Annotated in this window: 24 protein-coding genes; 18 read left to right on the forward strand and 6 right to left on the reverse strand. The window is 64.0% G+C overall.

The window, feature by feature from the left end; genetic code table 11:
* Positions 1-23 precede the first annotated feature (23 nt).
* The 12 genes from flgK to QA645_RS10155 all read left to right on the forward strand — a co-directional run bounded on the left by flgK (position 24) and on the right by QA645_RS10155 (position 8,919).
* Positions 24-1,499, forward strand: coding sequence for a flagellar hook-associated protein FlgK (gene flgK / locus QA645_RS10100; protein ID WP_254133672.1), 1,476 nt, complete (start codon positions 24-26; stop codon positions 1,497-1,499).
* A gap of 2 nt (positions 1,500-1,501) precedes the next feature.
* Entirely contained in the window at positions 1,502-2,548 is a 1,047-nt protein-coding gene (locus QA645_RS10105) for a flagellar hook-associated family protein (RefSeq protein ID WP_254133671.1), read from the forward strand.
* A 60-nt stretch (positions 2,549-2,608) separates the two neighbouring features.
* On the forward strand, positions 2,609-2,953 hold the full coding sequence (flaF, locus tag QA645_RS10110; protein WP_254133670.1) for a flagellar biosynthesis regulator FlaF: 345 nt from the start codon (positions 2,609-2,611) through the stop codon (positions 2,951-2,953).
* Entirely contained in the window at positions 2,953-3,363 is a 411-nt protein-coding gene (gene flbT / locus QA645_RS10115; RefSeq protein WP_254133669.1) for a flagellar biosynthesis repressor FlbT, read from the forward strand. Before flaF ends, flbT begins: the two co-directional genes overlap by 1 nt.
* A 17-nt stretch (positions 3,364-3,380) precedes the next feature.
* Positions 3,381-3,800 (forward strand): flagellar hook assembly protein FlgD, encoded by a 420-nt coding sequence (gene flgD / locus QA645_RS10120; RefSeq protein ID WP_254195121.1) that lies wholly within the window; start codon positions 3,381-3,383, stop codon positions 3,798-3,800.
* Between the two features lie 2 nt (positions 3,801-3,802).
* Positions 3,803-4,069, forward strand: a complete 267-nt coding sequence (fliQ, locus tag QA645_RS10125) for a flagellar biosynthesis protein FliQ (RefSeq protein WP_254133667.1) — start codon at positions 3,803-3,805, stop codon at positions 4,067-4,069.
* A 78-nt stretch (positions 4,070-4,147) separates the two neighbouring features.
* Entirely contained in the window at positions 4,148-6,229 is a 2,082-nt protein-coding gene (gene flhA, locus QA645_RS10130) for a flagellar biosynthesis protein FlhA (protein WP_254133666.1), read from the forward strand.
* Positions 6,226-6,978, forward strand: a complete 753-nt coding sequence (gene fliR, locus QA645_RS10135; RefSeq protein WP_254133665.1) for a flagellar biosynthesis protein FliR — start codon at positions 6,226-6,228, stop codon at positions 6,976-6,978. The genes flhA and fliR overlap by 4 nt, the downstream gene beginning before the upstream one ends.
* Positions 6,979-6,984: 6 nt before the next feature.
* Positions 6,985-7,404, forward strand: a complete 420-nt coding sequence (locus tag QA645_RS10140; protein WP_283049933.1) for a hypothetical protein — start codon at positions 6,985-6,987, stop codon at positions 7,402-7,404.
* Positions 7,401-7,880 carry a rod-binding protein gene (locus tag QA645_RS10145; protein WP_283049934.1) on the forward strand — a complete coding sequence of 160 codons (480 nt, stop codon included), beginning with the start codon at positions 7,401-7,403 and terminating at the stop codon, positions 7,878-7,880. Before QA645_RS10140 ends, QA645_RS10145 begins: the two co-directional genes overlap by 4 nt.
* Positions 7,881-7,924: 44 nt before the next feature.
* A complete protein-coding gene (locus tag QA645_RS10150; RefSeq protein ID WP_283049936.1) occupies positions 7,925-8,464 on the forward strand; it encodes a flagellar biosynthesis protein FlgN in 540 nt (179 codons plus the stop codon).
* Positions 8,461-8,919 carry a hypothetical protein gene (locus tag QA645_RS10155; RefSeq protein ID WP_283049937.1) on the forward strand — a complete coding sequence of 153 codons (459 nt, stop codon included), beginning with the start codon at positions 8,461-8,463 and terminating at the stop codon, positions 8,917-8,919. Before QA645_RS10150 ends, QA645_RS10155 begins: the two co-directional genes overlap by 4 nt.
* 210 nt (positions 8,920-9,129) lie before the next feature.
* On the opposite strand, the gene QA645_RS10160 is transcribed toward QA645_RS10155, so the two are convergent.
* Positions 9,130-9,900 (reverse strand): response regulator transcription factor, encoded by a 771-nt coding sequence (locus QA645_RS10160; RefSeq protein ID WP_283049938.1) that lies wholly within the window; start codon positions 9,898-9,900, stop codon positions 9,130-9,132.
* 814 nt (positions 9,901-10,714) lie between these two features.
* Between QA645_RS10160 and QA645_RS10165 the strand changes: the two genes are divergently transcribed.
* The gene (locus QA645_RS10165) at positions 10,715-11,647 is read left to right on the forward strand and encodes a hypothetical protein (RefSeq protein WP_254195115.1); all 933 of its coding nucleotides are present in this window, start codon (positions 10,715-10,717) and stop codon (positions 11,645-11,647) included.
* Between the two features lie 12 nt (positions 11,648-11,659).
* On the opposite strand, the gene QA645_RS10170 is transcribed toward QA645_RS10165, so the two are convergent.
* On the reverse strand, positions 11,660-12,238 hold the full coding sequence (locus tag QA645_RS10170; protein ID WP_283049940.1) for a MarR family transcriptional regulator: 579 nt from the start codon (positions 12,236-12,238) through the stop codon (positions 11,660-11,662).
* Positions 12,239-12,768: 530 nt separating this feature from the next.
* Here QA645_RS10170 and QA645_RS10175 point away from each other — a divergent pair.
* Together QA645_RS10175 and QA645_RS10180 are read left to right on the forward strand one after the other, a co-directional pair.
* Positions 12,769-13,995, forward strand: coding sequence for an MFS transporter (locus tag QA645_RS10175; protein ID WP_283053153.1), 1,227 nt, complete (start codon positions 12,769-12,771; stop codon positions 13,993-13,995).
* Between the two features lie 100 nt (positions 13,996-14,095).
* Positions 14,096-14,983 (forward strand): dienelactone hydrolase family protein, encoded by an 888-nt coding sequence (locus tag QA645_RS10180; protein WP_283049942.1) that lies wholly within the window; start codon positions 14,096-14,098, stop codon positions 14,981-14,983.
* Positions 14,984-15,043: 60 nt separating this feature from the next.
* Here QA645_RS10180 and QA645_RS10185 read toward each other — a convergent pair whose 3' ends face one another.
* Together QA645_RS10185 and QA645_RS10190 are read right to left on the reverse strand one after the other, a co-directional pair.
* The gene (locus QA645_RS10185; RefSeq protein ID WP_283049943.1) at positions 15,044-16,309 is read right to left on the reverse strand and encodes a serine hydrolase domain-containing protein; all 1,266 of its coding nucleotides are present in this window, start codon (positions 16,307-16,309) and stop codon (positions 15,044-15,046) included.
* A 114-nt stretch (positions 16,310-16,423) separates the two neighbouring features.
* Positions 16,424-17,272 carry an SDR family oxidoreductase gene (locus QA645_RS10190; protein ID WP_283049945.1) on the reverse strand — a complete coding sequence of 283 codons (849 nt, stop codon included), beginning with the start codon at positions 17,270-17,272 and terminating at the stop codon, positions 16,424-16,426.
* 136 nt (positions 17,273-17,408) lie between these two features.
* On the opposite strand from QA645_RS10190, the gene QA645_RS10195 reads away from it, so the two are divergent.
* Positions 17,409-18,161 (forward strand): HAD family hydrolase, encoded by a 753-nt coding sequence (locus QA645_RS10195; protein ID WP_283049946.1) that lies wholly within the window; start codon positions 17,409-17,411, stop codon positions 18,159-18,161.
* A gap of 13 nt (positions 18,162-18,174) precedes the next feature.
* Here QA645_RS10195 and QA645_RS10200 read toward each other — a convergent pair whose 3' ends face one another.
* Both QA645_RS10200 and QA645_RS10205 read right to left on the reverse strand, forming a co-directional pair.
* Positions 18,175-18,582 (reverse strand): nuclear transport factor 2 family protein, encoded by a 408-nt coding sequence (locus QA645_RS10200; RefSeq protein ID WP_148772927.1) that lies wholly within the window; start codon positions 18,580-18,582, stop codon positions 18,175-18,177.
* 89 nt (positions 18,583-18,671) lie between these two features.
* Positions 18,672-20,141, reverse strand: a complete 1,470-nt coding sequence (locus QA645_RS10205) for a mannitol dehydrogenase family protein (protein WP_283049948.1) — start codon at positions 20,139-20,141, stop codon at positions 18,672-18,674.
* Positions 20,142-20,279: 138 nt separating this feature from the next.
* Here QA645_RS10205 and QA645_RS10210 point away from each other — a divergent pair, with 138 nt between their 5' ends.
* Both QA645_RS10210 and QA645_RS10215 read left to right on the forward strand, forming a co-directional pair.
* Positions 20,280-21,092, forward strand: coding sequence for a FadR/GntR family transcriptional regulator (locus QA645_RS10210; protein WP_283049949.1), 813 nt, complete (start codon positions 20,280-20,282; stop codon positions 21,090-21,092).
* An 88-nt stretch (positions 21,093-21,180) separates the two neighbouring features.
* A complete protein-coding gene (locus QA645_RS10215) occupies positions 21,181-22,140 on the forward strand; it encodes a sialic acid TRAP transporter substrate-binding protein SiaP (protein ID WP_283053155.1) in 960 nt (319 codons plus the stop codon).
* Positions 22,141-22,226: the final 86 nt, after the last annotated feature.

Genomic DNA, 22,226 nt, shown 5'->3' on the forward strand with positions numbered 1-22,226 from the left:
AAGAGAACGTTCAAGAGCACGCCATGTCCCTTACGTCAGCCCTCGACTCCGCCCGCAATTCGCTCATGGCGTCGGGCATCCAGTCGTCGACCGTCTCGCGCAACATCGCCGGCGCCAGTTCGACGGGCTATTCGCGCAAGATCACGGTGCTGGACAATCTTCCCGGCGCCGGCGTCTACGTGGCGGCGATCCAGCGCGCGGCCAGTTCGGGTCTGTACAGCAACGTGCTGACCGCGACCTCCGCGGCGGCCACGCAGAGCGCGATCTATGACGGTCTCCAGAAGATCGCGTCTGCCACGGTGGACGATCCGCAGCTCGACCAGTCGCCGACGGCGCAGCTCAATGCGCTGAAGCAGGCGCTTCAACAATATGCCAACGCTCCGGACAACACCACGCTGGCCCAGGCCGCCGTGACGTCCGCGAAGGACATGGCGACCGCGCTCAACCAGGCAACCCAGACCGTGCAGTCGGTCCGCGAAGGCGCGGATGCCGACATGAATATTTCGGTCCAGAACATCAACCAGCTGCTGTCCCAGTTCCAGACCGTCAATACGGCAATCGTGAAGGGGACGATCGCCGGCGACGACGTGACCGATTATCTCGACCAGCGCGACAGCATCGTCTCGAAGCTGTCCCAGGAGGTCGGCGTCACGATGTCGATCCGCACCAACGGCGATGCCGCGCTCTACACCGACAGCGGCGTGGTGCTGTTCGACAAGACGGCGCGGGCGGTGAGCTTCGCCCCGACCACGTCCTATTCGGCGAACATCAGCGGAAATGCGGTCTTTATCGACGGCGTGCCCGTGACCGGTCCCAATTCGGTGATGCCGATCAAGTCCGGCAAGCTCGCCGGTCTCGCCCAATTGCGCGACACCGACACGGTCACCTATCAGAGCCAGCTCGACGAAGTCGCCCGTGGCCTGATCAATACTTTCAAGGAAAGCGACCAGTCGGGCGCGTCGCTGCCCGACGTTCCCGGCCTCTTCACCTATCCTGGCTCGCCGGCGATGCCTGCAAGCGCCACCGTCTCGGTGGGCCTTGCCGGTACGATCTCGGTTGCCGCATCGGTCGATCCGGCGCAGGGCGGCAACCCGAATCTGCTGCGCGACGGTGCGATCAGCGGCAACGTCGCCTATCAATACAACACCGCCGGCAGCGGCGGCTATTCGACCCGGCTTCAGCAGCTCATCACCAACATGGATGCGTCGCAGCCGTTCGATGCGACCACGCAGGGCAAGCCGAACGGCAGCCTGATCGACTATGCGGCGTCGTCGACGAGCTGGATCGAAAACCAGCGCAAGACCGCCAACGACAACTCACAGTACCAGAGCACGCTGCTCGACCGCAGCACGACGGCGCTGTCGAACGTCAATGGCGTCAACATGGACGACGAGATGTCGTTGATGCTCCAGGTCGAGCGCACCTATTCGGCGTCGTCGAAGATCATCTCGACCGTCGACCAAATGTTGCAAGCCTTGCTAGCCGCCGTGGGGAATTAGTCATGATGAGCGCCAACTACATTTCGACCCTGATGTTGTCCTCGTCGTTGAGGTATTCGATCACGAGCAACCAGGCCGCGCTGAGCAAGGCGTCGACGGAGGCGACCACCGGCCGCTTCGCCGATGTCGGCCTGGAACTCGGCGCCACGACGGGAGGCGACGTCACCCTGCGCGCGGACATGAGCTTCGCCGACCAGCTCGTCGATACCAACGGGCTCGTCGCGGGACGCCTGGACGTGACCCAGGACCGCATCACCCAGCTCAGCACGACCGCAACGGACTTCCTCAAGGACCTGATCGCGGCCCGCAGCACCGACGGCGGCGGGCGGATCATCCTGCCGCCTGCGTCCTCCAACCTCCAGGATCTGATCGGCGCGCTGAACATCTCCTATAACGGCTCGTATCTGTTCTCCGGCATCAACACGCAGAACCAGCCGGTCACGGCTTACGCCGCCGGCTCGGCCAGCAAGAACCAGGTCGATAGCGATTTCTTTGCGGCCTTCGGCTTCTCGCAATCCTCGGCCAGCGTCAGCACGATTACCCCGGCTCAAATGCAGAGCTTCCTCAACGGTCCCTTCGATGCCGAGTTCGCGAGCCCGGCCTGGAACACCAACTGGTCGTCGGCCACCGACCAGGTCATGCAGAGCCGCATCTCCACCACCGAGATCGCCGATACTTCGGTCAGTGCCAACCAGACCGGTTTCCGCAAGCTCGCCGAGGCCTACACGATGATGGCCGATCTCGGGAATGCGAACCTCGACCAGTCGACGTTCCAGGTCGTGGTTGACAAGGCCATCGGCCTCGTCGGCAGCGCCATCACCGACCTCGCTGCGCTCGGCGGCAGCGTCGGCACGGTGCAGCAGCGCCTCACCACCGCGACCGACAAGCTCAAGACCCAGAAGGACATTCTGAACAATCAGATCGTCGGCATGGAGCAGGTCGATCCGACGGAGGCATCGGTGCGCGTCAATGCGCTGCAGACCCAGATCCAGACGGCGCTCGCGCTGACCTCGCAGCTCCAGAAGATCAGCCTCATCAACTATCTCTGAGCCGCGCGTCGGTCGAGTTCGCTTTCAGTTTCTTGCAATTTTCTGCGCAGAGTTGTCCGGATGACTTTTGAAGCCTACGAAACGGTCGTTGAAGACAGCGGCTACGAGGCGCGGGGGCGCGAGCGACAGGCGCTCAGCCTCGGCATCGACCGGCTGGAGCGGCTCCAGAGGGAGCACCACAGCAGGGAGGATCAGGTCCAGAGCCTGCTCTACGTCCGGCGGCTGTGGACCATCTTCATCGAGGATCTCGCGCATCCGGAGAACGGACTGCCCGAGCAGCTGCGCGCGGACATCATCTCGATCGGCCTGTGGGTCGTCAAGGAAGCCGATCGCCTTCGCGAAGAACGTTCGAGCGACGTGATGCAGCTCGTCGAAATCAACCGCATGATCCGAGACGCGCTTTAATGAAGATTTCCTTGCGGGCGGGCGAACGGGTCTACATCAACGGCGCGGTGCTGCGCGTGGACCGCAAGGTCTCGCTCGAGCTCGTCAACGACGTGATGTTCCTGCTGGAAGGGCAGGTCATGCAGGCCTCCGACGCCACCACGGCGATGCGCCAGCTCTATTTCATCGTCCAGCTCATGCTGATGAATCCGACGGATATCGCTGCTGCCGCCTCGCTCTACGGGCAGCACCACGCAGCCCTGCTCGCCGTGTGCGAGAACCGCGAGATGCTGGACGGGCTCGCTGCGATCGACGAGATGGTCGGCGGAACCCGCTACTTCGAAGCGCTCAAGCGGATCCGGGCGCTGTTTCCCCTGGAGCAGGCGATCCTGGCCGGCGCCAACACTGAAGCCCCATTCGAGGCTGCCTGACAACAGCGGAGAGGCACATGAACGTTTCCAGCGCAACCGATACCACCAGCACCAATTCGACGAGCTCGACGTCGTCCACCACGTCCACGTCGAACAACACCGTCGACTATAACACCTTCCTGCAGCTCCTCATCGCCGAGATGAAGAACCAGGATCCGACCAATCCGATGGATACGTCGCAATATATGAGCCAGTTCGCTCAGCTGTCGTCGGTCGAGCAGGCGATGCAGACCAATACGAAGCTGGATTCGCTGCTGTCCTCGCAGGCGCTGTCGCAGGCGGACGGACTGATCGGGAAGAACGTCAGCTTCACCGACTCGACCGGCGCGACCTTCACCGGCAAGGTTGCGTCGATCTCGATCAACAGCAACGGCTCGGTCGCGACCCTCGAGGACGGCACCAAGGTCGCGGTCGGCCCCGGCCTGACGATCAGCTAGCCATGAACGAGCGGGACGCCCTCGACATCGTCCAGGCGGCGATCTGGACCATCCTCGTTGCCTGCGGACCCGCGGTCGGCGCCGGGATGCTGGTCGGCATCGTTATCGCGCTGATCCAGGCCCTGACCCAGGTCCAGGAGGCGACGCTGACCTTCGTTCCGAAGATCGTCGTCATCCTCGTGGTCGTGGCGGTCTCCGGCTCCTTCATCGGCGCCCATATCTCCACCTTCACCGAGATGGTCTATTCGCGGATCGAGCACGGCTTCTGATCCGCGGAGAGCTCCGGCCACCACCCTCGCGTAAGCTTTGCGGGGCAAAATGCAGGCGGACCCTGCTGCCGGTGACCCATGGCCGATACTTTAGCTGCTAGCCTGCCCAACCCGCGACGTGTCGGCGCGGATGCCTTCTTCGCGGGCGGTATCGTGGCCATGCTCACGATCCTGTTCCTGCCGATACCTCCGCTTCTGATCGACCTCGGCCTGGCGTTCTCGATCGCGCTTGCGGCGCTGATCCTGATGGTCGCATTGTGGATCCAGCGGCCGCTCGACTTCTCCGCCTTCCCGACGGTCCTGCTGATCGCGACGATCCTGCGGCTGGCGCTCAACGTGGCGACGACCCGCCTGATCCTGTCCCGCGGCGGGGAGGGCGAACAGGCTGCCGGCCATGTCGTCGCCGGCTTCTCGAAATTCGTCATGGGCGGCGACTTCGTCATCGGCCTGATCATCTTCGCGATCCTGGTCACGGTGAACTTCGTCGTGATCACCAAGGGCGCGACGCGTATCGCCGAAGTCGGCGCCCGCTTCACCCTGGACGCCATCCCGGGCAAGCAGATGGCGATCGACGCGGACCTGTCGGCGGGTCTGATCGACGACAAGGAAGCGCAGCGCCGGCGCCGCGAGCTCGAAGAGGAAAGCTCCTTCTTCGGCGCGATGGACGGTGCCTCGAAATTCGTCCGCGGCGATGCCATCGCCGGCCTGATCATCACCGCGATCAACATCTTCGGCGGCATCATCATCGGCGTCACCCATCACGGCCTGACGCTGTCGCGTGCTGCCGACGTCTACACAAAACTCTCCGTCGGCGACGGTCTGGTCACGCAGATGCCGGCACTGATCGTATCGCTTTCGGCGGGCCTGCTGGTCTCCAAGGGCGGCACCAGAGGTTCGGCGGAGCAGGCCGTGCTGCGGCAGCTCGGCGGCTACCCGCGCGCGGTGTCGGCGGCGTCGTTGATGATGTTCGTGCTTGCCTTGATGCCCGGCCTGCCGATGGCGCCGTTCGTGCTCCTGGGCGGCGTCATGGCCTTCGTCGGCTACTCGCTGCCGAAGCGGCAGGCGGCTGCGCAGCAGAAGGAGGCGGCGCGCAAGGCGGAAGAGCGCGCGCAGAACGATGCCAAGGAATCCGTCAAGGAATCGCTCAAGACCGCCGAAATCGAGCTGTCGCTCGGCAGCCATCTGTCGGTCCATTTGCTCGGCTCGCGCAACGAGCTCGCGCACCGCGTCAGCAAGATCCGCAAGAAGTTCGCCAAGCAGTACGGCTTCGTCATTCCCGAGATCAAGCTGTCGGACAATCTGTCGATCGACCCCAAGGGCTACCAGATCCGGATCCACGATACCCGCGTCGCCCATGGCGAGCTCAGGATCGGCGAGGTGATGGTGCTGGTGGACAAGGACGGCAAGCCCGACGTGCCCGGCGACGAGGTAATCGAGCCCGCGTTCGGCATGAAGGCGCTGTGGGTGACCGAGGCCTTCACCGATGAGGTCAGGCGGCAGGGCTGCAAGCCGGTCGACAATCTGTCGGTGCTGCTCACGCATCTGAGCGAGGTGCTCAGGGCGAACCTCTCCCAGCTGCTGTCATACAAGGACATGCGCGGGCTGCTTGACCGGCTCGAGCCCGAGTACAAGCGCCTGGTCGACGATCTCTGTCCGTCGCAGATCTCCTATTCGGGCCTGCTGGCGATCCTGAAGATCCTGCTGGGCGAGCGGGTGTCGATCCGGAATCTTCACCTGATCCTCGAGGCGATCGCGGAAATCGCGCCGCATGTGCGGCGATCCGAGCAGGTGGCCGAGCACGTGCGCATGCGCCTGGCTCAGCAGATTTGCGGTGATCTCTCCGACAATGGCGTGCTCAACGTCCTTCGCCTCGGCAACCGCTGGGATCTCGCCTTCCACCAGAGCCTGAAGCGCGACGGCAAGGGCGACGTCGTCGAGTTCGACGCCGACCCGCGCCTGATCGAACAGTTCGCGACCGAAGCCAGTGCCGCGATCCGGAAATTCACCGAGGACGGCACCAGCGTAGTGCTGGCGGTGACGCCGGAAGCCCGCCCCTATGTCCGCATGATCCTGGAACGGGTGTTCCCGACATTGCCGATCCTGTCGCACGTCGAGGTCGCTCGCAGCGCCGAGATCCGGGCGCTCGGAGCCATCTCGTGATCAGCGGCCTCGCCGACAACGTGCTCGCGACGTTCATCGTATTCTGCCGTATCGGCTCCTGCCTGATGCTGGTGCCCGGCTATTCCAGCACGAACGTTCCGCCGCAGATCCGTCTGTTCGTCGCGCTCGTCACGACGTTTGCGCTGTCACCGATCCTGGTCTCGATGTTGAAGCCGCTGGTGGACGATGCGTCGCCGCTGACGCTCGCGCTGCTGATCGGCACCGAAATATTGGTCGGCAGCGTCATCGGCCTCGGCGGGCGCGTGTTCTTCCTCGCGCTCCAGACCATGTCCACCGTCATGGCGAGTTCGATCGGGCTCAGCAACATCCCGGGCGTGCCGCTCGGCGACAACGATCCGACGCCGGCCTCGGTGCCGCTGATCATGGCCGCGGTCACCACGCTGTTCTTCCTCACCGACCAGCATTGGCAAGTCGTGCGTGGGTTGATGAACTCCTACGACGTCTGGCATCCCGGTGAGAGACTGAGCGGCGAGATGGCGCTGAATCAGCTCACGAGCCGCCTCACGGACGCGTTCGTGCTGACGCTGCGGATCACCAGCCCCTTCATCGTCTATTCCGTCATCGTCAATTTTTCGATCGGCCTCATCAACAAGCTGACGCCGTCGATTGCGGTCTATTTCGTCTCGGTGCCGTTCGTCCTGGTCGGCGGCCTGCTGCTGCTCTATCTCACCAGTGACGAGTTATTGACGCAATTCATGCTCGGCATGTCGTCATGGCTGGCGGGATGACGGGCCATGAATTCGCGCGCGGACAAGCTCGGTCGGATCGTCTCGCTGGTGAAGCTTCAGCTCCGTCTGTCCGAATGGCAGCTCGCGCAATTGCGGCAGCAGGAGCAGACCATGCAGGATGAGCAGGTTTGGCTGGTCAGGACCCTGAACGAGGGAAAACCGCCGGCCGGATCGTCGAGCGAGTCGCTCGCGAAGCGCCTCAACAGGACGACCGTCGGCGCGCGCGCCGTGCAGGAGCGGGCCGCGATGCAACTCGACAAGGTCCGCTCGGAGAACCGGCGCGTCAAACAGCTCGAAGAGGTCGCCAAGGTGGCGCTGGCCGAAAAGCTGCGCGACGCCGAGAAGCGCTCGCTCGAGGACATGACCGAGACACATGCCGCCGTTCGCGATTTGACGCCGCGGCCAGCCAGCCGGAACAAGACATGATCGTGACGCCGACATCCGACCTCGTCCTCGACGTCCTCGACGCCGCCGATCCGGTGGCGCAGCGCGCCGCGACCGCGAAGCTCGACGCACTGAAATCGTCGGGCGCCGATTTCGCCGCGACGATGGACTCCGAGGCCACCAAGGCGGCCGCGGCAGCGGCCGATCAATCCGCCGCGAATGTGGCGGAGGCGCAGTCCGGAGTGGTGAACGGGCCGCCGGTGCAGGTGATCAAGAAGCCCGGCCCGGACGAGGTCTATCGCAAGTTCGAGGCGTTCATCCTCCAGACCTTTGTCGAGACGATGCTGCCGAAGGAGTCGGAGGAAGTGTTCGGCAAGGGCACCGCCGGCGGCGTCTGGAAATCGATGCTGGCCGAGCAGCTGGGCGCCCAGCTCGCGAAGGGCAAGGGGATCGGAATTGCCAAGCAGCTCGCGTCCGCACACCCGCCTGGTCCGGATGTGACGGGCAAGTCGGGCTGATGGATCTGGGACACGGGTGACCAAAGTTGAAGGGTGAATTTGCTATGCAGGTGGAACAGGGCGCGACACTTCCGGTGATGGAGCAGCCGGTCGTCGAACAGCAGGTCTTGGACTCCGAGATGATGACCGGGGCCGCGCCGGGCGATGCTCTGTTGCCCGTGCTGCTGCCGAATGTCGGCGGCGAGATGCCGTTCGACGAAGCCGAGGCGGCAAGATTGGAGGCGACGCGGGCCGAGGAGGTCAGCGGCCTGCTGTCAGCGATCCGCCGGCTCGAGACCATCGTCGAGGAAGAAACCGTCGCGCTCGCGACCGGACAGAAGGTCGATTTCGACGATTTCAGCATGCGCAAGAGCCGGAGCATGCTGGAATTCGTCCGTCTGATGCGGGCGCGGATGCATCTCGGCGGCGAAAGCGAGATCACCGAGGAGATCCGGCGGCTGCGCGAGAAGCTCGAGCGCAACCGTTCGCTCCTCGAAATGCATTACGACGCCGTGCGTGAGGTCGCGACCATCATCGTCAGGGCGATCAAGGATGCCGAGTCTGACGGCACCTACACCGGTCGCGCAGCGCGGGACGGAAAATGATCAAGCTGGTGCTGGCCGGGCTCTGGGTATGCATCCTCACCGCGGGCACGAGCTACGGCGTGGCCTATTGGAAGGAAAACGGCACCCTGCTGCCCGCGAAGGACGAATATCTGGACGGGCTGCAATACCAGAAGACGCGCGCGCTGAGCATCCCCATGGTCGAGAGCGGCGCCGTGCAGGGCTACATCGTCGCGCGCTTCGTCTACACGGTGGAGGCGCGAACCATGCACCAGCTCACCGTTCCGCCCGAGCCGTTCGTCGTGGACGAGGCCTTCCGCAGGATCTACGCTGACGACAAGCTCGATTTCAGGAAGCTCGCCCGCTACGACCTCTCCGTCCTGACCGCTGGGATCAAGCAGCGCGTCAACGAGCGGATGCAGGCCGACATCGTCCAGGACGTGCTGGTCGAGGACTTCAACTACGTCTCCAAGGAAGAATTCCAGCAGAAGCCGTAACGCGCCGGGCCGCGAGGCCGCACGGGTGCAATGACGTTTCTGCTGCTGAAGCAAGCCGGCCTCTGCGGATGTCCCCGCAGAGGCCGGTTGTTGTTTGCGAGCCGTGGCTTGAAAGTACATGACCCGGAAAGGTGTGCGGCGGCTTTCCGGGGCATGTTCAAATCCAAAGCGCGATGAGGATCTCACCCGATCTCATCGCGCTTTGGCGCGTCAGTTGCCGGCCGGGTACGCCGCCGGGGCGGCATGTGCCCGGTTCAGGAGGATACCGACCTCGTCGAGCTCCTGCATCGGCTCGTCGATGGCCTCGGTGGCGGGGATGTTGAGCCGGTATCCGACGTAGCGCCGTGCCACGATTGCGTCGAAACCGAGCCGATCACGCAGCTTCTTGCGCAGCTTGCTGACGTGGCTTTCGATCACGCTCTCGTCGAACGTGGATTCGAAGATGCCGTAGACTGCGTTGAAGATCTGCGTCTTGGTGATCCACTTGCCGTGATTGCTGACCATATACTCGAGAATGCGCAGCTCGCGGCGGGGCAGTGTGAGGGCATGGCCCGCGATTTCGGGGTCACGTCCGTTAAAGAAGACCTGGATCCGGGTCTCGCAGGGCCTTGGCAACTCGCCCACCCGGCGGCGGGCGATCGCGGCCGTTCGGGCGAGGATCTCACGCAGGTGAATCGGCACATGAACCACGTCGTCCACGCCGGATTCAAACAGCTCCAGCGTGTTCTTGAGCATCTTCTGGCCACTCATGGCGATGATCGGAGCCGTGGACCGCTTGCGCATCGCCCGTGGCAGACTTCCGCGGGCATCGCAGTCCCCCAGAAGGAAGGCATCGACCGCTGCCAGGTCCGATTCGTTCGCGGATTGCAGCCAGTCCCAGAATTCTCCGGAGGAGAACCCGATCGACGATACGCCCTCGCGAACGAGCCCTCCTACGTAGCTGTTCGTGACGCTCTCGCGATCATCAACGATTATATACATTAGTCAGTCGCCCCTGTTTCGCACTTGCAGCGGCCGGGAGTTGTTGTGATGCCCCGGCTCGACGCCATGCTGTTTGACGATATTCCCTCCCGCGAACCGTTGTTATGTTTCGATGTTCGCGGGCAGCCCTACGCATTCAGTGCCTGCGTGAGCAGGCCTGCTACTTCGACTCAATACTGAACGCTTACTGCGTGAGGCTCGGCGGGTGTCTTACGGATCACCCCGCGGAGCGGTGAGACAGCGACCTAGAATAGTTGCGCTACGTTGCTGATTACGTCCGAACGCTACTGAACTTGGTCGATCTCCTCGCCAACTGGCGAGAATCACTTGAGTAGGACCGTAACAATTGCCGATTTCCGATCAAGCGTGCGGAACAAAGCGTTTGCTACGTGTGCTTGATGCTGTTGGTTTGTTTCTGGCTGTTTCTTTGTATGTCAAAGATCATCAGTTGATTTGAAATCCAAACTACTTTTGCACCGTGACGGTTATAAAGTTCCATATGCCCGTACAAATACAGCTATTTTGGGTAGTGCTGTCGGGCTGTCGCAGGGAGGGGTTTTCAACCCCGGATTGACTCTCCTGGCCGCGCACCCGGCTGCGACAATTCGACTCATGTATGGCGGCGAGACTCCAGCTTGGCGAAATCTTGGCGAGTGTGTGTCTTTCGAGTCGCACTTTCGCCTCGTGCATGACGCGTTGGACTCATTCGATGTCGCATTGTTTGTGACGAATAGATTTTTTGACGCGCACGTTTCAGGCAAGCTTCGCCAACTAGCTTCGTTCAATAGATCGAAAACGAACGGAGCATTTTCAAATGTTGTCCGATGGAAAAACGCGTCCCGCCGAAACTGCGGATTTGACCGCAGCGGCGAGGCCGGCTCCGGAAGCGCGCGACACGAAGACCAATAATGCGCCGCGTGCGGCCAAGCCCGCGCCAAGCGTGAAGCCCGTATCGGCAGCGAGCGACGAAGTTGCCGCCAAGGCCGCGCTCGAGGGATTGAAGCGCATTCGCGCCAAGGCGCGCCTTGATAAGATGGCGATACCAAAGCCTGCGCCTGTGGCGATCAAGCCAGCGGTGATCGTGGCCAAACCGCCGCCGCCACGTCCAACATGGGTCGCGCCGCTTGCGACATTGGCGGTTGCCGCGATCCTGGTGGTCTGCGCCTGCACCGGCGTCATTGCCTATCTCACCACGCAGCCGAGCCAGACCAGTGCCGCGGCCAGTGCGGAGATCAGGAATCTGCGCGATACGGTCACGCAGCTGCGCAAGCAATTGGCCGGCGTGTCCGAGAATCTGGACGGCCTGCGGACCGCGGTCGATCAGTCAAGCAAGTCGACCAGCGATCGTTTCGGCCGGTTCGCCGAGAATCTGGATCGCATCGAGCGCGTGAGCTCGTCCTCGACCGCCAAGCTCGACAGGCTTGCGCAGGCCCAGGTCCAGCCGCCGACTCCCGTTGCCGCGCAGCCGTCGCCGGCGGCGCCGATGATGGCCTCGCTTGCAGCACCCGAGACCACGGGCTCGGTGTCTCCGGCCGAACGCAGCTCGGCGCCGCGAAAGGTGGTCAAGGGCTGGTCGGTTCGCCAGGCTTATGAAGGCATTGCGATCCTGCAGGGGCCGAGCGGTGTCATCGAGGCCGTGCTCGGCCAGCAGGTCCCGAATCTCGGTCGCATCGAGGAGATCAGGAACGAGAGCGGCCGTCTAGTGGTGGAAACCAGCGGCGGCGTCGTCTATTCGGCGCGCAAATGAGCTGCGGACGCTCTATTGGCGATGATGCTCGAAGCTGGTGCATAGCAGGTCGATCTCGGCTTCGGCGATCGGCGCGCGAAACAGCCGGCAGGTGAATTCGACCGTCGTCTTGTTCTCGGAAGCTGTGCGATCCTCCCGGAGGAAGATGCATCGCTTGCAGACGTCGGTGTGGTGCCGCTGTTCGGCGGCATCCGCCTGATCGAGCACGTGTCGCAAGGTGTCGCGAAAGCGGAGCTTGCTGTCGTCATCGAGGATCGCGATCGCCTCGACGAGGCCGTTGACGGGATCGCGCGCCAGAAACTTCTTGCCCTGCTGCGTCACGCTCAGCGTCACCGAGCGCTTGTCCTTGGTGGAGCGCTTCCGCTCCACATAGCCGAGCCGTTCGAGCTCGCCGATGATGAAGGAGGCGGTGCCGCGCGTGGTGCCGACATAGCTTGCCAGTGCCGAAGGCGTCCTGGAGAACCGGTTGGCACGGGAGAGAAAGCGCAGCGCCATCCACTCGCGATCGCGCATGCCGTGCTTGGTGCCTTCGAACCACAGGATTCGCGCGACCTGTCCAAGTAATTCAATCGCTTCACGAGCCAAATTCATATCGATGCCAGATCGGATAAAGCTTTATTCAATTGAGCAGTTGGGTGCGCAATCGCTGCGGGTCGGAATGAAGCTGTCGAGCGTCGCTCGAAGCGGAAACAATTGCCGCGCTTGGAAGACGCTTCTCCGTTCTGGAGATGGAACATTCGGGAGTGGAACTAGAGCGTCACGAAGAAAGTTCGAGTAAATATGACGGCTCAACTGATCTGAAAATTTCAGTCAAATGACGCGTGCTTGCCTTCAAATATCGGACCGTGTGCTGTGCCCGGGCAACATGATGTGTCGTTGCGGCCACGATCGAGCCGAATGTTGCGGCGAAACGTTTCGAATTGCGCGAAGCTGCACACAGCTTGCAACGCGTGATGGCGCCGCGGCCTGGGGGAGAACCCCCTTTTTCGGTTAATGGATGTTGCGACGCAATGCGGTCACGCGGTTAAATCGGGCACACAATCACCGGGAATTCGAGAGTGCCGTCAGGAAACAAGCCGTTCAACGTCAAACGCGCAGCACTCGCCGCCACCGTCGGCAACATGCTCGAGTTCTACGACTTCATCACCTACAGCTTCTTCGCGATCCAGATCGGCCACACCTTCTTCCCGACCGGAAGCGAATACGGCAGTCTGATGTTGTCGCTTGCGACCTTCGGCGCCGGCTTCGTGACGCGGCCGATCGGCGGCATCGTGCTCGGCACTTATTCCGACCGGATCGGCCGGCGGCCGGCCATGCTGCTGAGTTTCGCATTGATGGGGGCGGCGATCGTCACCATCACGTTCACGCCGTCCTACAATGCGATCGGCATCGCAGCGCCGATCATCGTGATCGCGGCCCGCATGGCGCAGGGCTTTGCGCTCGGCGGCGAGGTCGGGCCCACCACCGCCTATCTCATCGAGATTGCGCCGCCCGAGCATCGGGCGCTGGTGGTGGCGTGGCAGCCGGCGAGCCAGGAGATCGCCGCGACCGCCGGCGCGCTTGTCGGCGTCATCCTCAGCAAGACGATGGCGCCGGAGATGCTGGACGCGTATGGCTGGCGGGTCGCGTTCCTGATCGGCGCAATCTGTCTGCCATTCGGCGTCTGGATGCGCCGAACCTTGCCGGAAACGATTCCGCAGGCGGAAGCCGGAACCGTCGCGAAGGAGAGCACGGGCCATTTCTCGCAGGCCCGCCGCCACACCGGCCTCATCGCGCTGGCGCTGATGGTTCTGGCCAGCGGCACGATCTCGACCTATGTCACGCAATACATGACGACCTATGCGCAGAACACGCTGCATGTTTCGTCGACCTTGGCGTTTGGCGTGTCGCTGGTCAGCAACGCCATTCAGTTTGCCGGCGCGCTGGTCGGCGGCTGGCTCGCCGACCGCCTCGGCCGCAAGCCCGTCATGATCTGGCCGCAGCTCGCAACGCTGCTGCTGACCTATCCGGTCTTCCTGTGGATCGTCCATGCGCCCGGCACGCTGTCGCTGCTGGTCGGCTTCGGTCTGCTCTCCGTCATCGGCTCGCTGCCCTTCACTGCGTTCTATGCGACCTTTACCGAGGCGCTGCCCCAGAACATCCGCGGCGGCGTGTTCGCCACCGTCTACGCAGTCGCGATCGCAAGCTTTGGCGGCACTGCGCAGCTCGTGGTGACCTGGCTGCTCCATGTCACCGGCGATCCGCTGGCGCCGGCCTGGTATCTGCTGCTTGCGGCGATCGTCGGACTTGTCGCGATGAGCCTGATGCCGGAGACCGCACCGGTGAAGCAGCGCGATCGCCGGGTCTGAAAGGTCCGGCGCTCGCAGGCTGGTGATTTGCGTTTCGCAGGCATTTATTGGCGAATGCGTCGCCTGAAGATCAGGGCTAGGCATCAGGAAGGAAAGACCGATGAGCATAGAAACCACCATGACAGCCGACGTCGTGGGGCTGACGAAAGTCGCCCCGGTGTCGCGCCGCGGCTTCATGAGCGCCACCGCGGCCGTTGCTGCCGGCTACACGCTTGCGGCAGGTCCCGTCCGCGCCGAGGTGATCACGACCGACACCACCGGCCTCCAGGCCGGCGATGCCAAGATCAAGGTCGGTTCCGAAGAGATGCCTGCTTACTTCGCCCGTCCCGCCGGCAACACCAAGGCGCCGCTAATCATCGTCGCGATGGAGATTTTTGGGCTGCACGAATACATCAAGGACGTGACGCGGCGCCTCGCCAAGCTCGGCGCATTCGCGGTCGCGCCCGACTATTATTTCCGCAAGGGCACCGATCTCACCAAGATCACCGACATCAAGGACTTGCTGCCGGTCGTCAACGCCAAGCCGGACGCCGAGCTGCTGTCCGATCTCGACGCGACGGTGGCCTGGGCGGGGTCGCAGGGCGGCGACACCGCGAAGCTCGGCATCATCGGCTTCTGCCGCGGTGGTCGTACGGTCTGGGAATATGCCGCCCATAGCGGCACGCTCAAGGCCGGCGTTGCCTTCTATGGTCCGCCGGTCGATGCGCCCAATCCGCTGTGGCCGAAGAGCCCGCTGCAGCTCGCGCCCGAGATGAAGGCGCCGGTGCTTGGCCTCTATGGCGGCGCCGACACCGGCATCCCCGTAGCTCAGGTCGAGCAGCTCAAGGCGGCGCTCGCGGAGAACAAGAAGACGGACGACTTCAAGATCTATCCGGAAGCGCCGCACGGCTTCCATGCCGACTATCGCGGCAGCTACCGCAAGGACGCGGCGGAGGATGCCTGGAAGCAGGCGCAGGCCTGGTTCAAGAAGTATGGTGTCCTGAGCTGACGCCAGAATCCAAAAGGGCGGTCCGAGCGACCGCCCTTTTTACTTGCGCGCGGACCGGCCTCACTTCGTCATCGCGCCATAGACGATGTCCTGCACCTGCTCCCGATAATACTTGCGCAGCTCACCGGGTGCCGCCGTCCCCACCACCACGACAAGCCGCTCCTTGGGATCGCAGAAGAACTGCGTTCCGTAGGCGCCATTCCATGTGAACTCGCCGGGATTGCCGGGGACCGACGACAGTCCTTCGCTGGTTCGAACCGCGACCGCGAGGCCAAAGCCGAAACCGGCACGATGCGGTTCGACATTAGCCACGTTGTTCTTGATCTCGGGGCCGAGATGGTTGCTCGTCATGTGATGTACGGTCTTGGGCGAGAGGATGCGCTGTCCGTCGAGCTCGCCGCCATTGAGCAGCATCTGGCCGAAGCGGATGTAGTCGCCGACCGTCGCGAACGAGCAGGCGCCGCCGCAATCGAATTTGGTCGGGGTATCCAGAAGCTTGATGGCCTGCGGCTTCCCCGTGATCGGATCGTTGGCAAAGGGGCGCGCGAGACGGGGGCGCTGTGCGTCGGTGGGATGGAAGGTCGCGTCCTTCATGCCGAGCGGCTGCCAGACATTAGCGGCGAGATAATCACCAAGGTGCTGCTCGCTCACCTTCTCGACAACGGCGCCAAGCACGTCGATCGAGAAGCCGTATTCGAACTCGGTCGAGGGCTGATGCACCAGCGGCAGTTTCGTGATGCGATCGATGAAGGCCTGCGTGTCGCCTTCGATCGCCGGTGCAGTCCCTTCAGGGTATTGCCGCGCGAGCGCGCTGGAGGAGTCCGGACGGCCGCCATACATCAGGCCGGACGTGTGGCGGTACAGGTCGTGAATGTAGATCGGCGATGCCTGCGGTTCGAGCTTCACCGAGCCGTCGGCTTGCTGAACGCCGACCTTCATGTCGGCAAAGGCGGGATAGTAATCGGACAGTTTTGTCTGGAGCGGCAGCTTGCCTTGCTCCATCAGCGTCAGGCCGGCGACCGCGGCCATCGGCTTGGTCATCGAGGCCAGCGCGAACATCGCATCGATAGGCATCGGCGTGCCCTTGTCCGGATCGAGCATGCCATAGGCCTTGTAGTGCACGAGCTTGCCGTCCCGCGCGATGGCGACGACGGCGCCGGGCACACGCTTGGCGGCGATCTCGCGGGCGAAGAAATCGTCGAGCCGTGCGAGGCCCTGCTTCGAGAAGCCGACATCGTCGGGATTGGCCTCGGGCAGCGGCGCGGCGCGCGCTGCTCCGAACGTGATGACGGCAGCCGCCGCGATCATGACGATCGTCTTGTTCATGAAATCCTCCCAGGCGGCGAGCTCGTTATGCGGTGGCTCGCTCCACGCCTAGATCATGACCGCGCAGACGCGAAGTCAAGCGCGGGTAGGGCATGTCTGGGACGCGCCAAGACCTTATCGTCCGTCGTCCGTTCGCCACAGCGCATCGAGGCCGTGCCGATAGGTCGGATAGGCAAGCCGGACGCCGAGCTCGTGCTTCAGCCGCGTGTTGGAGACGCGGGCGCTGCTGGCATAGAAGCTGCGCGCCATTGCCGACATCTCGGCGGTCGCGAACGCCTCTTCCGCGGGTGGCGCAACGCCCATCAGCTGCGCGGCGTAGGCGATCACGTCCTGGGGCGGTGCGGGCTCGTCGTCGCAGACGTTCCAGGTGCCGCTGCCGTTGTGGTCGATCGCAGCCATGATGGCGCCAGCGATATCGTCGACATGAATGCGGTTGAAGACCTGGCCGGGCTTGATGATACGGCGCGCCGTACCGTTGCGCAGCGTCACCAGCGCGTTGCGGCCGGGACCGTAGATGCCGGCGAGCCGCAGGATCGCGACGTCGCCGTGTGCCGTGTCCGTCCAGGCCTGCTCCGCCGCGACCCGCATCCGCGCGCGGTCGAGGCTCGACTGAGGCGGTGTGCTCTCGTCCACCCATCCGCCGGCGTGATCGCCATAGACGCCGACGGTGGAGAGATAGACCACCTTGCGGCGGCGTGCTGCGAGCACGTCACCGAGCGCCGCCAGCGCGGGATCGCCGGTGCTGCCGGGCGGGATCGATATGAGGAGGACATCGGCATCGCTGATACGGTCGACCGTCGCGTCGGCCGGGCGGCTGCCGGAAAAGCCATGCACCTCGATCCCCGCAAGATCGACCCGCGCGGCGGGGTCGCGGACCGTGCCGGCGACATGCGAGAAGCTGCCGCCGAATGTGCGGACGAAATGCCGGGCGCTGTAGCCGAGGCCGAGGATGAAGAGCCGCATGCGTCTCCCGTGAGTTCCCGTTTGCGCGAGGCGCGCAGCTCCGCTCATAAGAGATTTTTGGGTCCGGCAAAAGATATTGCGATTTTACTCGCCTGCCGCCTCGGGCGATGGTCGCCCGTCACAGGAGGCGTCGACCATGCAGGCGGAAGCGGCCACCATAGCGCCATCCGGCGCGGCGGAGCTGATCCGGAACGCGGCCGCTCTGATCTTCGACGTCGACGGGACCCTGGCCGAGACGGAGGAGCTGCACCGGCGGGCCTTCAACCACGCCTTCGCCCGTCACGGGCTCGACTGGCATTGGGACCGGGCCGCCTACAAGGATCTGCTGCGGGTGACCGGCGGCAAGGAGCGCATCCGCGCCTTCCATGCCCGGCAGTGGATCGCGCCGCCCTTGTCGGATGCGGATATCGCCGAGCTTCACCGTATCAAGACCGCTCATTATGCCGAGCTGGTCGAGACCGGCTGCTGCCCCTTGCGGCCCGGTGTGATGGAGCTGCTCACTGCGGCCAAGGCGCGCGGCCAGCGGCTCGCGATCGCGACCACGACCTCGCACGGCAATATCGATGCGCTGCTGTCGCAGGCGCTGGGGCCGCGCTGGGCCGCGGATTTCGATGCGATCGTTGCCGGTGACGATGTCAGGCACAAGAAGCCTGCGCCGGACGTCTATCTCGACGTGCTGGCGCGATTGAAGCTGGCGCCATCCGACTGCGTCGCGATCGAGGATTCCAGCAACGGCCTGATCGCGGCCTCGCGGGCCGACATTCCCGTGCTCATCACCCGCAGCCTGTTTTTCCGGGATGATGATTTCAGCGCGGCGCGGGTGGTGCTGGACGATCTGTCGGAACTCGGCGCCGAACAAAAAACCGCAAAACAACCCCATGCACAGTAGAACGCCGTCGCGCTCAGTGCACCCGGTGACTTGCTCTATCGTCCTCAGCCTGCTCGACAATCTGCGCGATCGGGCTCGACTGGTGATGCACCAGGCGCCAGCCGTCGCCGACGCGCCGAAAATGGTTGGCGGCAGCGAGCGCGGTGCCGTCGACGATCTCGATGCAGAGCACGCGCGCACTGTCGCCGTCGACGATCGCCTGCGGCTCGGCGCAGACGATCTGCGGCCGTTCCGGATTTTGCAGGATGTCGCGCCAGCTTCCGATCACGGTGGCGTGGCCGACGATCGCGGGCCAGCCGGGATGAATGCAGGAAATGGCGTCGTCATCCGCCCACATCCGCTTCATTTCGTCAAAATCGCCCGTCGAAAAGGCGGCGTAGAAAGCCGCGTTCGCGGCGATGACCTTGCTGTCCTTTGCCATGCCTCTCGGGTGAGCCAATGGCAGGCAAAAATCAAGCGCGACTTGAGTCCGACTTTGAACGCAGTGCAGCATGATTGCCCACTTTATGGTCACGCCGAAATGAGCGTCTCCACCGTGCGTCGCGCACCGTCCTTGTAGAGGCGGCCGAGTGCCGCGATCACGGCCTCGCGCAGGCGCGGCTCGGCGCTGAGCGGCCCGAACACTTTTGTGACGGCGAGCAATGCCGGCGCCAGCCGCTCCGCGACGGGACCGGCCTCGCGCGCCAGGCCCGCGAGCTCGGCGGCGAGGGGATCGCGCACGTCGATGGCGCGGCCCTGCTCGTCGCGTGCGGTGACGTAGCGCATCCAGCCGGCGACCGCGAGCGCGTGCGTCGCGATCGGCAGGTTTTTGGCCAGGCGATCCTGCATCGCGCCGAGCAGGCGCTGCGGCAGCTTCTGCGAGCCGTCCATCGCGATCTGCCAGGTGCGGTGATGCAGCGCCGGATTGGCGAAGCGCTTGAGCAGGGACGCACGATAGGCGGCGAGATCGGTGCCCGCAGGCATCGTCAGCGTCAGCGCCGCCTCTTCCATCACCTGCGCGGCGAGGCGCGCGAAATGCGGATCCTGCATGGTCTCGGCGATGGTCTCGTAACCGGCGAGATAGCCGAGATAGGCGAGCGCCGAATGGCTGGCGTTGAGCAGCCGCAGCTTCATCAGCTCGAACGGCTTGACGTCGGCGACGAGCTCGACGCCGGCGGCAGCCAGATCGGGCCTGCCGGCGGAAAAGCGATCCTCGACCACCCATTGCGTGAACGGCTCGGTCATCACAGGCCAGGCGTCACGCATCCCGAGTGCGGCTGCAACGGCATCACGGTCGGCATCCGTCGTTTCCGGCACGATTCGATCGACCATGGTGCAGGGGAAGGTGGCGTTATCCGCGATCCATTTGCCGAGATCCTTTGAGCGGAGCGCGGCGAATTGCGTCACGATCCGCTGCACGGTGTGGCCGTTGGCGGCGAGGTTGTCGCAGCACAGCACCGTGAAGGGCGAAAGTCCCTGCGCCCGCCGGCGCGCCAGTGCTGCCACGATGAAGCCGGGCGCCGAGCGCGGCGCGTCGAAATTGTTGAGATCGTGCACGACGTCGGGATGCCGCTCATCGAGATCGCCGGTCTGCGGCGTGTGGCAATAGCCCTTCTCGGTGACCGTGAGCGAGACGATGCGGATGGCGGGATCTGCCATTCGCGCGACCAGCGCAGCCGGTTTCTCGCGCGCGACGACGCTGTCCAGCAGCGCGCCGATGACGCGATGCTCGGTGCCCTCAGTGGCGCGCACGGCAACCGTGTAGAGATGATCCTGCGGGGCGAGGGCGTCGCGCGTGTCAGGGCTGCGCAGGCTCGCGCCGACAATGCCCCACGAGGCGGCGCCGGTAGCAAGGCAATCGTCGATGACGACGGCCTGATGGGCGCGATGAAACGCGCCCAAACCAAGATGCACGATACCGGGCGTAACACGCGCGCGATCATAGGCCGGGCGGCGGATGCGAGGTGCCAGCCGATCGAGATTGGAGCTGCCAAGCCGCATGGTCGTCTCTCCCTGTATTTGGCCGCTGCTTGACATGGCGGCCGTCCTGGGTCAATGCTCCGGTCAATTGGTAAGGCCAATTCTCCAAAATTGGCGGGTCGCCGGATCCACCGGCGCGACCCTTTCGGGGAGGCCAGCGTGCCGCTGGAAGCTGTGGAGGCGAGACGGCTTTACCGCCAGGTCGCCGATCAATTGCGAAGCCTGATCGACAGCGGCGAGTACGCGGTCGGCAGCCGCTTGCCGACCGAGCGCGAGCTCGCGGAGCAGCTCAGGATCTCGCGCCCGACGGTGCGCGAAGCCCTGATCGCGCTCGAAGTCGAGGGCCGCGTCCGCATCCGTGTCGGTTCAGGCATTTATGTGAGCGAGCCCGCGGACGCGGCGCCCGCGTTGGCGGCCGCCGTCATTGAAGGTCCGTTCGAGCTGTTGCGCGCCCGCGAATTCCTCGAAAGCGCCATCGCCGAGCAGGCCGCGCGCGTCGCGACCAAGGACGATCTCGCACGCATCGATGCCGCCCTGGTGGCGATGGAGAACGTCGCGCATCCCGGCGAAGCCTCGATGGTCCATGACCGCGCCTTCCATATCGCGATCGCCGGATGCCTCGGCAATGCCGTTCTGGTGCGCGTGGTCGGCGAGCTGTTCGACCAGCGCCTCAACCCCTATTTCGCGCAGCTTGCGCATTATTTCGAGAACCCCGGCACCTGGCGCACGGCGCTTAGCGAGCACCGGGCCGTGCGCGATGCCATCGCGGCGCGCCAGCCAAAGGCGGCCCGCGACGCCATGCGCGATCACCTCGCGCATTCGCAGGAGCGCTTTGCGCAGAATTTTGGCGCCGAAACCGCCGCGGCAGCGCCGACGATGCGGAAGCGGACCGCGCGATCCGAGGCTCAGCCGGCGAAGCCAAAACGACCGTCGAAGAAGCCGGTCAAAAGCGGCAGCGCGCGGCGGCGATGAGATTGGGCGGCTCGCATCGGTTTCGAGGCGAGTGAACAAGAAGCAGACTTGAGTGAGTGGAGGAAAATCAGTGTTGAAGAAAATCACGATGGTGCTGGCGGTCTCGGCCGCGGCAATGTTTGCGACGACCGAGGCCAGCCTGGCGCAGACCAAGCTGAAATGGGCCCATGTCTACGAGACCTCGGAGCCGTTCCACACCGCGTCCGTCTGGGCCGCGCAGGAGATCGGCAAGCGCACCAACGGGCGCTACCAGATCGACGTCTATCCGGCGTCCCAGCTCGGCAAGGAAGCCGACATCAACCAGGGCCTCTCGCTCGGCTCGGTCGATATCATCATCTCCGGCTCGAGCTTCGCGGCCAAGAGCTTCCCGCCGATCGGCGTGACCTATTATCCCTACACCTTCCGCGATGCCGATCATCTGCTCGCCTATACCAAGAGCGACATCTTCAAGGAGCTCGCCAAGGGTTACGAGGACAAGAGCGGTCATCACATCATCGCGGTGACCTATTACGGCGTGCGCCAGACTTCGTCGAACAAGCCGATCAAGACCTGTGCCGACCTCAAGGGCCTGAAGATGCGCGTGCCCGACGTGCCGGCCTATCTCGCCATGCCGCGCGCCTGCGGCGCCAACACCGCGCCGATCGCTTTCGCCGAGGTCTATCTCGCGCTCCAGAACGGCACCGTCGAGGCGCAGGAAAACCCGCTGACCACGATCGAAGCCAAGAAGTTCTACGAGGTGCAGAAGCACATCGTGCTCACCGGCCACATCGTCGACCACCTCAACACGGTCGTGGCGGGCGCGCTCTGGAAGAAGCTCTCGGACGAGGACAAGAAGATCTTCACCGACGTGGCGCAGGAAGCGGCCGCGAAAGCGACCGACGAGATCAAGCAGAACGAGGCCAAGCTCGTCGCCTTCTTCAAGGAGAAGGGCCTGACCGTGACCGAAGTCGACAAGAACGAGTTCCGCGACATCGTGCTGAAGAACGTTCCGTTCGAAACCTTCGGTTATCGCAAGGCCGATTGGGAACGGATCCAGGCGGTCAAGTGACGACGTAGTCGTCATCCCGGGGCGGTCCGCAGGACCGAACCCGGGATCTCGAGGTTCCGGGTCTGGTGCTTGCGCACCATCCCGGA

The sequence above is a fragment of the Bradyrhizobium sp. CIAT3101 genome (genome assembly GCF_029714945.1).
In the GTDB taxonomy this organism is placed as follows: domain Bacteria; phylum Pseudomonadota; class Alphaproteobacteria; order Rhizobiales; family Xanthobacteraceae; genus Bradyrhizobium.